The organism is Zavarzinia sp., from assembly GCF_041650655.1.
Taxonomy (GTDB): Bacteria; Pseudomonadota; Alphaproteobacteria; order Zavarziniales; family Zavarziniaceae; genus Zavarzinia.
The window spans coordinates 1-10,499 of the sequence record NZ_JBAZKR010000122.1 but is presented as its reverse complement, the minus strand read 5'-3'; the positions used below and the strand labels follow the sequence as shown (position 1 = coordinate 10,499).

Genomic DNA, 10,499 nt, shown 5'->3' with positions numbered 1-10,499 from the left:
CATCCTGGGCTCGATCTCCCTCGACCTCTTCGCCGTGCTGCTGGGCGGCGTCACCGCGCTGCTGCCGATCTTCGCCCGCGACATCCTGGAGACCGGGCCCTGGGGTCTCGGCCTGCTGCGCTCGGCACCGGCGGCGGGCGCCCTGGTGATGGCGGCGGCGATCTCGCGCCTGAACCTCGAACGCCGGGTGGGTGCCAAGATGTTCGGGGCGGTGATCGTCTTCGGCCTCACCACCGTGGTCTTTTCCGCCTCGCAGAACCTCTGGCTCTCGGTCTTCTCGCTCTTCGTCCTCGGCGCGGCCGACAATGTCAGCGTGGTGATCCGCCAGACATTGGTGCAGCTCTCCACCCCGGACGACATGCGTGGCCGGGTCTCGGCGGTGAATTCCCTCTTCATCGGGGCGTCCAACCAGCTCGGCGAATTCGAGTCGGGCATGACGGCGGGGCTGATGGGCGTGGTGCCGGCCGGCATCCTCGGCGGCGTCGGCACGATCCTGGTGGCGCTCGCCTGGATGCGGCTGTTTCCCGCCCTGCGCCGGGCCGAGGGCCTGTCCGGCTGAAGAGCTCAAACTGGGCTTTTAGACAATGGAAACGCCAGGCGTCCCGTCCAGGCCCTAGACTTGGGCCGATACAAACGGAGGCCCGGCCATGACCACGACACTCGACTTCACCCTGCCCAAAGGCCGCGTCACGGCCAGGATCCGGCGCCTGCTCTGCGCCGGCTATACCGGCCGCACAAGGGCCGAGGTCGAAGCCCATATCGAGGAGCTGAAGCACCTCGGCATTGGCGTGCCGCCCCATATTCCGATGCTCTTCCCGATCATGCCGTCGCTGCTGAGCCAGGCGACCGAGACTTTCGTGATCGGCCCCGACACCGCGCCCGAGGTGGAATTCGTGCTGTTCCGCCAGGACGGCATCGATTACGTCACCGTGGGCAGTGACCACACCGATTCCGTGATGGAAGCCCAGGCGGCGGCGCTGGCCAAGAATCTCTGCGCCAAGACGGTCGCCCCCGCGGCCTGGGCGATGGCTGACGTCGCCGGCCATTGGGACCGGCTGGAACTTCGCCTCGCCTGCGACGGCAAGGTGATGCAGCAGGGCTCGGTCGCCCAGCTGATGACGCCGGACGACCTCCGCGCCTTCGTCGCCGGCCACGACGGGGCGGACCACGAGGGCCGCATGATTTTCTCCGGCACGCTGGAAACCGCCGGTCGCTTCCCGCGCGCGGCGATGGAGCTCGAGATCAGCCTGAGCGATCCCGTGCTCGGCCGCCGGCTCGAGCACCGCTTCCGGGTGACCCCGCTCGCGGAAATCTTCCCCGCCGTCGCCTGATCCCTTGTGGGAAGGCCCCGGCCTTCCCATGTCCGCCCGAGAAGCGACGTCTCGGGGGAGGACGCGATGGACCAGCGCATCATCGATCTCTACGACCGCTATACCCACGAGGCGCTGCCGCGGCGGGATTTCCTGGACCGCTTGGCACGGCTCGCGGGTGGTACCGCGGCCGCCCTCGCCCTGCTGCCGCTGCTGGAGAACGACTACGCCCGGGCCGAGACCGTCGCGTCCGACGACCCTCGGGTCGTCAGCCGCGCGGCCAGCTACGACGGGGCGCGCGGTGCCGTCACCGTCTATGAAGCCCAGCCGGCCGGCGGCACGGCTCACGGCCATGTCGTCGTCATTCACGAGAACCGCGGCCTCAACGCCCATATTCGCGACATCGCCCGGCGCCTGGCGCTCGACGGCTTCCACGCCGTGGCGCCCGATCTCCTCTCGTCCGCGGGCGGCACCCCGGCGGACGAGGACCAGGCCCGCAATCTGATCGGCACCCTCGACCCGGCCAAGACCCTGGCCGACGCCGTCGCCGTCGCCGCCGTCGCCTATGCCGGCAAGGCTGGCGGCAAAGTCGGCACCGTCGGCTTCTGCTGGGGTGGCGGCCTCGCCGGCCGACTGGCGACCGCGAGCCCGGCACTCGCCGCCGCCGTGGTCTATTACGGCATGCCCCCGGCCAGCGCCGACGTCCCCGAGATCAAGGCCAAGCTGCTGCTGCATTACGCCGGGCTCGACCAGCGCATCCTCGGCGAAGTCCCGGCCTTCGAGACCGCCCTCAAGGCCGCCGGCAAGGACTACCAGGCCTTCGTCTACGAGGGCGCCCAGCACGCCTTCAACAACGACACCAATGCCGCCCGTTACGACAAGGCAGCGGCCGATCTCGCCTGGGGCCGTACGATCGCCTTCCTGAAGGCCACGCTGGCCTGAACGGTCAGGCCCGACAAGGCCTGTCCGTTATCCGCCCCGGCGTCACGAATCCGACGCGCCTGTCGGCCCCCAGGGGCGGAAAACCGGGTTGCCGCAGGCAGCCGGGCATTGGCCCGCCTCTTGCTGATGGGCGCGCGGGATCGTCACGCACGATCCAGCCCCCCAGCCTTGACGGAGACATCCGGTGGCCAACGTTACTTTCTCGTCCCCCATGATGGCACGGGACATCACGGTCTACGCCGTCGCCGGCGACCGCGGCACCATCCTGGCCCTCGCCAAAGCCCACAAGATCCCGATTCCCTTCGACTGCCAGGACGGCGAATGCGGCTCCTGCCTGGTCGAGGTGCAGCATCTCGATCCCTCGGTCAAATATGCGATCTCCCTGACCGAGAAGGAGAAGGAAGCCCTGAAGCAGCTCGGCAAGATCACCAAGGCGGAACTCGAGAACGCCGAAGTGAACGACATGCCGCCCCGTCATCGCCTGGCCTGCCAGTGCTTCGTGCGCGACGAAGACATCATGGTGACCTTCGAGGGCGACCAGACCCTGCCCGCCGCCGGCCCCCATGTCACCAAGGCCGCGCGCCACTTCAAGGGCGGCTTGGAGATCGACACGCCGGCCGCCTTCTTCGGCCATGCCGTGAAGGTCGAGCAGGACGCCGCGCTGCATTTCGACCTGCTGGCCGACCGCATGGCGGACTGCGGCAATGCCGAAGTCGCGGCCCTGTTCCGCCAGCTCGCCGCCTTCTCCCGCCTCCACCTCGAGGAAGCCAAGGAAAAGGCCGGCACCGTCGACTATGCGGCCGAGATCCCGCCCGACTATGTCTGGCCCGACCATGCGACGCCGGAGCGGACCGACCTCTGGGCCGGCGATCCCACCCTGTCGCGGCTCGACGCGCTGAAGGCCGCCCTCCAGGGCGAGAAGCGCGGCTTCGAGTTCTACCGCGCCGTCGAAGCCAAGACCAAGTCGCCCGAGGTCGAGGCCCTGGCCAAGGAATTCGCCAAGGAAGAGGCCCAGCACGTGCGCATCCTGGAAGCCTGGGTGACGCGCGAGGAATGGACGGTCAAGCACCCGGTCGAGGCCTGACCGGCGAGGACCTGCCGGGCACGCCCCGGCAGGTCCGCCAAGTCACGCCAGGGCGGCGGCCACGCTGGCGGCGAGCGGCGTGGTCGGCCGGCCGATCAGGCGGTGCAGCGTGGCGCCGTCGCCGAACAGTGCGCCTTTGGACGCCTTCACGTCGCTCTCGGCCAGCAGGGCGGCGAGACCCGCCGGCAGGCCGACGGATTCGAGGATGCCGCGATAGTCGGTCTCCGGCAGGTCCTTGTAGACCACCGGCCGGCCCGACTGGCGCGCCAGCTCGGCGGCATAATCGGCCAGCGTATAGGCCGTGTCGCCGGCCAGTTCGTAGACCTTGCCGGCCTGGTCCTCGGTACTGGTCAGCACGGCGGCCGCGGCAGCCGCATAATCCGCCCGCGCGGCCGAAGCGATCTTGCCCTGCCCGGCCGAGCCCAGCACGGCACCGTGATCGACCGCCGCCTTGGCCCCCGCCGTGTAATTCTCGGTGTACCAACCGTTCCGCAGCAGGACGAAGGGCAGGCCCGAGGCACGCAGCGCCGCCTCGGTCTCCCGGTGCTCGCCCGCCAAGTTCAGGGCGCTGTCATCGGCATGGAGCACGCTGGTATAGGCGAGCAGCTTGACCCCGGCCGCCTTGGCCGCCGCGATCACGTTCAGGTGCTGGGGCGTCCGTTTGCCGAGTTCGTTCGAAGAAATCAGCAGCACCTTGTCGGCCCCCGCGAAAGCCGCTGACAGGCTGGCCGGGTCCTCGTAATCGCCGGCCCGAAGCTCGACGCCGAGGGCGGCCAGGTCCTGAGCCTTGGCCGGATTGCGCAAGACGCCGACGATCCGCGCCTGCGGCGCCCGGGCGACGAGTTCCTTGAGCACGAGCCGGCCGAGCTGGCCGCTCGCCCCGGTGACGACGATGGTTTCCTTGTTTGCCATGACTGATCTCCTGGTCTAAATTCGAGACCATGTCTATATACGAGGCCATTTCGGCCGCCGGAAGGAGGCAGTTTTCGGTGACAGGGTTACAGGCACATAACCTTCCCCCCTCGAAAGAGGACGTCCTGCCGGCGCTGGACGCCGCCCACGCCGAGCTGCTGCGCTGTTTCGCGCGCTGGAGCGAGGGGGATTTCGATCTCGCGCGCTGCCCGGTGCGCGGCATCCTGGATCATCTGGGCGACAAATGGACGACGCTGATCGTCATCGTGCTGGCCGAACGGCCGCACCGCTTCAGCGAGATCCGCCGCGCCATACCGGACATTTCGAAACGGATGCTGACCCAGACGCTGCGCGATCTCGAACGGGACGGATTGCTGGCGCGCCGGGTCTATCCGACCAAGCCACCCAGCGTCGATTATCGCCTGACCCCGGTCGGGCACTCGCTGCTGGTGCCGCTGTGCGGCCTGATCAGCTGGGCGAACGATGCCCAGGCCTCGATCGCCGCCGCCCGCGCCCGCTTCGACGCCGAGGCCGCGGCGGCCTGAGCGGGCTCAGACGCCTTCGCGCAGCCGCTTGACGAAATCGCCGAGGCCGGTCTGCCGGCGCCGGCGCAGGCGTTCGGCATGCAGGATGGCCTGGACCTGGGCCAGCGTGTGGTCCACGTCCTCGTTCAGGACGACATAGTCGTATTCGGCCCAATGGCTGATCTCGTCCGCCGCCTTGGCCATGCGGCCGGCGACCACGTCTTCCGGGTCCTGGGCGCGCTGGCGGAGCCGCCGTTCGAGTTCGCGCGTCGAGGGCGGCAGGATGAAGATCGAGACGAGGTCTTCCCGCGCGTGTTCAGAGAGCTGCTGGGTGCCCTGCCAATCGATGTCGAACAGGACGTCACGGCCGGCCGCCAGGGCATCCGCGACCGGCTGGCGCGGCGTACCGTAGTGGTTACCGAAGACCTTGGCGGATTCGAGCAGCTTCCGCTCGTTGATCATCAGGTTGAATTCGAGCGGCGTGACGAACCAATAGTCCTTGCCCTCGACCTCGCCCGGGCGGCGCGGCCGCGTGGTCACCGAGACCGACATTTCGAGCCTGTCTTCGCGTTCGAGCAGGCGGCGCGAGATCGTGGTCTTGCCCGCCCCCGACGGCGAGGACAGCACCAGCATCAGGCCGCGGCGTTCGATCCCGTGAGACGACATGCAATCTTCCTTGGCTATTCGACGTTCTGCACCTGCTCGCGCAGGCGGTCGACAGCGGTCTTGAGGTCGAGGCCGAGGCGCGTCAGGTCGACGTCGGTCGACTTGGAGCACAGCGTATTGGCCTCGCGGTTGAATTCCTGGGCCAGGAAATCGAGCCGGCGGCCGACACCGTCGCCCGCCGCCAACAGCTTGCGCGCCTCGGCGACATGGGCACGGAGGCGGTCCACCTCTTCCCGGACATCGGCCTTGACCGCCAGCATGGCGACTTCCTGGGCCAGCCGCTCGGCCGAGACCGCACCCGCCTTGTCCTTCAGGAGGTCGGCGAGCTGGGCTTCCAGGCGGCCACGGATGGCGGCCGGCTGGGTCGCGGCCTGGGCTTCCGCCGCCGTCGTCAGGCGCTCGATCTCGTCGAGATGGCCGGTCAGGATGGCGGCAAGATGGGCGCCCTCGGCCCCACGGGCCTGGGCCAGGCCCTTCATCGCCTGCTCGAAAGTGGCGAGATAGAGGGCGTCCTGTTCCGCCTCGTCGGTCTCTGGCGCGGTTTCGCCGCGCAGGATCACGCCCGGCAGGGCCATCAACCCCTCGACCCGCGGCGGCTCCAGCCCGTTCTGGGTGGCGAGGTCGCGGGCGACCGCCAGGTAATGGCCGAGCACCGCGGCATCGAGCCGGGGCGTCGCGGTTTCGGTCGCGCCGATCAGATTGAGCTGGATCTGCACATTGCCGCGCTTCAGGTAGCGCTGGGCGATGTCGCGGATCGGCCGTTCCAGCCGTTCCAGCCCGGCCGGCAGGCGGGCACGCAGTTCGAGCCCACGGCCGTTGACCGATTTCACCTCGAAGACGAATTCGGCATTGCCGCGAACGCCGGCGGCGCGCGCGAAGCCCGTCATGCTCTGCACTGTCATCGCCGACTCCGCGCTGGTCCCTGAAGAGTGGACGGCTCTTACTATGGGTTGGACCTTTGGACAAGCGAGCCATGGCGAAACCACCTGTGCCCCATCCCCGTTCGATCCTGATCACCGGCGCCTCGCGCGGCATCGGCGCCGCCCTGGCAGAGGTCTACGCCGCCCCCGGCGTGACCCTCGCCATCACCGGGCGCGACGCCGCTGCCCTGGCCACGCGCAAGGCGGCGCTGGAAGCCAAGGGCGCCCGCGTGCTGACCGCCAGTTTCGATGTGACCGATGCCGCCGCCCAGGCCGCCTTCTTCGCCGAGGCCGATGCGGCCGCCCCGCTCGACCTCGTGATCGCCAATGCCGGCGTCGGCGACACCGCGCGCAACCTGAAGGACCTCCGGCGGGCGACCCGCCACGTCCTGAAGACCAATGTCGACGGTGCGATCGAGACCGCCCTCCTCGCGGTCGAGACCATGGCGCCGCGCGGCCGGGGGCAGATCGGCCTGGTCGCCTCGATTGCCTCCTTCCAGGGCCTTCCCGGCGCGGCGGCCTATTGCGCCTCCAAGGCCGCCGTCCGCGTCTTCGGCGAAGGCCTGCGGGCGGATGTCGCCAAGGCGGGAATCGGCGTCACGGTGATCTGCCCCGGCTTCGTTGCGACCGACATGACGGCGAAGAATGATTTTCCCATGCCCTTCATCTGGCCGGCCGACAAGGCCGCCCGGGTGATCGCCCGCGGCCTTTCGCGCAACGCCGCGCGCGTCGCCTTCCCCTGGCCCCTGGTCGCCGCCATGAAGGCGATCAACCTTGCACCACAAGATCTGATCGCGCGTCTCATGATGCGCTGATAATTCGATCGTCCTCGGGCTGACGCGCGCCCACCCGGCCGCTACCATGGCGGCGCCGGGAGGGAGAGCATGAAGATCCATCATCTGAACGCGGCCACCATGTGCCCGCTGGGCGCCCGCCTGCTGGGTGCCGAGGGCGGCCTGTTCGATCGTGCCCGTTTCGTCTGCCATGTCCTGCTGATCGAGACCGCGGATGGATTGGTGCTGGTCGATACCGGCCTCGGCAGCGGCGACATCGCCGATCCGAAGCGCCTCGGCGGCGCCTTTCTCTCCGTCCTGGGGCCGAAGCTCGATCCGGCGGAAACGGCACTCGCCCAGGTGAAGGCGCTCGGCTTTTCGGCCGACGACGTGCGCCATGTGGTGCTGACCCACATGGATCTCGACCATGCCGGCGGCCTGTCCGATTTCCCCAAGGCCAAGGTCCATCTCCACGCCCGCGAGCACGAAGCCGCCATGGCCCGGCGCAGCCTGCAGGCGAAATCCCGCTACATCCCGGCCCAATGGGCCCATGGCCCGTCCTGGCAGCTCTACGACGGTATCGGCGAAGACTGGTTCGGCTTCTCCGGCGTGCGTGCCCTCTCCGATGCCGAGACCGAGGTCCTGCTGGTGCCCCTGCACGGCCATACCGCCGGCCACTGCGGCGTCGCCGTGCGCACGGCGGCGGGCTGGCTCCTCCATGCCGGCGACGCCTATTTCTTTTCGGGCTCGCTCGATGCCGAAGCCCGCACGCCCGCCGGCATCGCCGTCTTCCAGCGCTTCACCGACACGATCGGGGCGGAGCGGCGCCGCAATCAGGAACGCCTGCGCCAGTTGAAGCTGAGCCGCGGACGCGAGGTGACGATTTTCTGCGCCCATGATCCCGGCGAATTCGACGCCTGCTGCCGCCGATGAACTATCCGAAACCCCTGGTGCCCGGAACCCTGGTCCGGCGCTACAAGCGTTTCCTGGCCGATGTCGTGCTGGACGATGGCACCACGCTGACCGCGCATTGCGCCAATCCGGGCTCCATGCTCGGCCTCGCCGCCGAAGGCTCCCGCGTCTGGCTCGACCGGAGCGACGATCCCAAGCGGAAACTGGCCTGGTCCTGGCGCCTGGTCGAGGTCGGCGGCACGCTGGTCGGGATCGACACCGGCGCCGCCAACGCCGTGGTGGCGGAGGCGGTCCAGGCGGGCCTGATCCCCGAACTCGCCGGCTATGGCCGGATCACCCGCGAGGTGCCTTACGGCGCCAACAGCCGGGTCGACCTCCTGCTCTCGGAAGCCGCCGACGGTGGGCCGGACTGCCTGGTCGAGGTGAAGAGCGTCACCCTCTCCCGGCAACGCGGCCTCGCCGAATTTCCCGACGCGGTGACCGCCCGGGGCGCCAAACACCTGGCCGAATTGGCGGCCGCCGTGGCGCAGGGCCGGCGCGCCGTGCTGCTCTACCTCGTACAGCGCGGCGATGCCGAGCGCATGGCCGTCGCCGCCGACATCGACCCCCGCTATGCCGCGGAATTCGAGAAAGCGCGTGGCCAAGGCCTCGAAGCCCTGTGCTATGCTTGCCGACTGACGCCGGCCGCCATCACCCTCGCGCGGCCCATCGCTTTGGACTTCTGATGAACAGGACCCGACAGGCCGCCGTGGAAGAACAGGACGACGCCTACGGCAACCGCCGCACGGACAAGATCAAGATCCATCCGGAGGCTGATTTCGCCGCCATGCGCGCAGCCGGCCGCCTGGCCGCCGAATGTCTGGACATGCTGACGCCCGAAGTGAAGCCCGGTGTCAGCACCGCGCGGCTGGACAAGCTCTCGCGCGACTTCATCCTCGATCACGGCGCCTGGCCGGCGCCCTATAACTACCGCGGTTATCCGGCCTCGATCTGCACCTCGCTCAACCATGTGATCTGCCACGGCATTCCGTCGGACAAGCCGTGCCGCGACGGCGACATCCTCAATATCGACGTGACCGTGATCCTCGACGGCTGGCATGGCGACAGCAACCGCACCTATCTCGTCGGCAACGTGCCGCTGAAGGCACGCCGCCTGGTCGAGGTCACCTATGAATCGATGATGCGCGGCATCGAGGCGGTACGCCCCGGCGCCCATTTCGGCGACATCGGCGCGGCGATCCAGAAATATGCCGAAGGCTTCGGCTATTCCGTGGTGCGGGACTTCTGCGGTCACGGTCTGGGCCGCGTGTTCCACGATGCGCCCAACGTGCTCCACTACGGCAAGCCGGGCACCGGCCCGGTGATCGAGACCGGCATGTTCTTCACGATCGAGCCGATGATCAACATCGGCAAGCCGGATGTCCGCATGTTGGGCGACGGCTGGACCGCGGTGACGCGCGACCGCTCGCTCTCGGCCCAGTTCGAGCATTCGGTGGGCGTGACGGCGGACGGGGTCGAGATCTTCACCCTCTCCCCCGCCGGCTATACCAAGCCGCCCTATGGCCCCTGACGACCGCCGCGACCTCCTGGGCGAGGCGCCGCCTGCCGGCGATCTCACGCCCCATTACCACGGCCACCGCGCCCGCCTGCGCGCCCGTTTCCGCGAGACCGGCGGCCAGGGCATGCCGGATTACGAGCTGCTGGAGATCCTGCTCGCGCTGGCGATCCCAAGGCGGGACGTGAAGCCCCTGGCCAAGACGCTGATCGATCGCTTCGGCTCCTTCGCCGAAGTGATCTCGGCCCCGCTCGACCGCATCGAGGCTGTCGACGGCATGGGCGAAGTCGCCCCGATCGCCTTGAAGGCGGTGCGCGAGGCGGCCTTGCGCCTGCTCGCCGCCGACGTCGTGAAGAAACCCGTGATCGCCTCCTGGGCCGCCCTCCTGGACTATTGCAGGGCCAGGTTGGCGCGCGAGCCGCGGGAAGAGGTGCGCGTCCTCTTCCTCGACCGCAAGAACGCCCTGATCGCCGACGAGGCGCATGGCAAGGGCACGGTCGATCAGGCGCCGCTCTACATCCGCGAGATCGTGAAACTGGCGCTCGACCGCGCCGCCTCCGCCGTCATCCTGGTGCATAACCACCCCACTCACTGATTTAGATCCCGCAGGATCACGCTCAATCCCGTTGAAACACTAGAGAAATCGCCCATTTTTGGCATTGCGTAGTGGGGACGGTTTTGGCAAATTGGGGGCGGTTGAAGGGATAGAAAACGGCTTTCCGATCCCCGCAAACGATCCCCGTTTCTCCTCGACCGATCCCAGTTGCGGACAAGGAGGAACGCATGCCAGCCCTGACCGACACCGCGATCCGACATGCGCTGAAGCGCGTCGAGATCAGCCGCAAGCAAGAGAACCTTGCCGATGGCGAGGGGCGCGGCACCGGCCGACTCGTCCTCGTTC

At 68.6% G+C, this 10,499-nt stretch carries 13 protein-coding genes; 10 read left to right on the top strand and 3 right to left on the bottom strand.

Annotated features, from left to right (window positions below):
• The 4 genes from WC493_RS19620 to WC493_RS19605 all read left to right on the top strand — a co-directional run.
• The coding region (locus tag WC493_RS19620; RefSeq protein WP_373067669.1) for an MFS transporter at nucleotides 1-559 on the top strand (559 nt) is incomplete at its 5' end.
• Nucleotides 560-647: 88 nt separating this feature from the next.
• A complete protein-coding gene (locus WC493_RS19615) occupies nucleotides 648-1,331 on the top strand; it encodes a DUF2848 family protein (protein WP_373067666.1) in 684 nt (227 codons plus the stop codon).
• Between the two features lie 66 nt (nucleotides 1,332-1,397).
• Nucleotides 1,398-2,252 carry a dienelactone hydrolase family protein gene (locus WC493_RS19610; protein ID WP_373067664.1) on the top strand — a complete coding sequence of 285 codons (855 nt, stop codon included), beginning with the start codon at nucleotides 1,398-1,400 and terminating at the stop codon, nucleotides 2,250-2,252.
• Nucleotides 2,253-2,436: 184 nt separating this feature from the next.
• On the top strand, nucleotides 2,437-3,336 hold the full coding sequence (locus WC493_RS19605; RefSeq protein ID WP_373067662.1) for a ferritin family protein: 900 nt from the start codon (nucleotides 2,437-2,439) through the stop codon (nucleotides 3,334-3,336).
• Between the two features lie 42 nt (nucleotides 3,337-3,378).
• Here the strand turns inward: WC493_RS19605 and WC493_RS19600 are convergent, their stop codons facing one another.
• Nucleotides 3,379-4,248: an SDR family oxidoreductase gene (locus WC493_RS19600; RefSeq protein WP_373067659.1), complete on the bottom strand. Its 870-nt coding sequence runs from the start codon at nucleotides 4,246-4,248 to the stop codon at nucleotides 3,379-3,381.
• A 77-nt stretch (nucleotides 4,249-4,325) separates the two neighbouring features.
• On the opposite strand from WC493_RS19600, the gene WC493_RS19595 reads away from it, so the two are divergent.
• Nucleotides 4,326-4,793 (top strand): winged helix-turn-helix transcriptional regulator, encoded by a 468-nt coding sequence (locus WC493_RS19595; RefSeq protein WP_373067657.1) that lies wholly within the window; start codon nucleotides 4,326-4,328, stop codon nucleotides 4,791-4,793.
• A gap of 6 nt (nucleotides 4,794-4,799) precedes the next feature.
• Here the strand turns inward: WC493_RS19595 and gmk are convergent, their stop codons facing one another.
• Both gmk and WC493_RS19585 read right to left on the bottom strand, forming a co-directional pair.
• Nucleotides 4,800-5,438 (bottom strand): guanylate kinase, encoded by a 639-nt coding sequence (gene gmk, locus WC493_RS19590; RefSeq protein WP_373067655.1) that lies wholly within the window; start codon nucleotides 5,436-5,438, stop codon nucleotides 4,800-4,802.
• Nucleotides 5,439-5,452: 14 nt separating this feature from the next.
• Nucleotides 5,453-6,340 carry a YicC/YloC family endoribonuclease gene (locus tag WC493_RS19585; protein ID WP_373067652.1) on the bottom strand — a complete coding sequence of 296 codons (888 nt, stop codon included), beginning with the start codon at nucleotides 6,338-6,340 and terminating at the stop codon, nucleotides 5,453-5,455.
• Between the two features lie 71 nt (nucleotides 6,341-6,411).
• Here WC493_RS19585 and WC493_RS19580 point away from each other — a divergent pair, with 71 nt between their 5' ends.
• The 5 genes from WC493_RS19580 to WC493_RS19560 all read left to right on the top strand — a co-directional run bounded on the left by WC493_RS19580 (nucleotide 6,412) and on the right by WC493_RS19560 (nucleotide 10,193).
• Entirely contained in the window at nucleotides 6,412-7,173 is a 762-nt protein-coding gene (locus tag WC493_RS19580; protein ID WP_373067650.1) for an SDR family NAD(P)-dependent oxidoreductase, read from the top strand.
• Nucleotides 7,174-7,242: 69 nt separating this feature from the next.
• On the top strand, nucleotides 7,243-8,064 hold the full coding sequence (locus WC493_RS19575) for an MBL fold metallo-hydrolase (protein ID WP_373067648.1): 822 nt from the start codon (nucleotides 7,243-7,245) through the stop codon (nucleotides 8,062-8,064).
• The gene (sfsA, locus tag WC493_RS19570) at nucleotides 8,061-8,768 is read left to right on the top strand and encodes a DNA/RNA nuclease SfsA (RefSeq protein WP_373067645.1); all 708 of its coding nucleotides are present in this window, start codon (nucleotides 8,061-8,063) and stop codon (nucleotides 8,766-8,768) included. Before WC493_RS19575 ends, sfsA begins: the two co-directional genes overlap by 4 nt.
• Entirely contained in the window at nucleotides 8,768-9,613 is an 846-nt protein-coding gene (gene map, locus WC493_RS19565) for a type I methionyl aminopeptidase (RefSeq protein WP_373067643.1), read from the top strand. The genes sfsA and map overlap by 1 nt, the downstream gene beginning before the upstream one ends.
• On the top strand, nucleotides 9,603-10,193 hold the full coding sequence (locus tag WC493_RS19560; RefSeq protein ID WP_373067641.1) for a RadC family protein: 591 nt from the start codon (nucleotides 9,603-9,605) through the stop codon (nucleotides 10,191-10,193). The genes map and WC493_RS19560 overlap by 11 nt, the downstream gene beginning before the upstream one ends.
• Nucleotides 10,194-10,499: the final 306 nt, after the last annotated feature.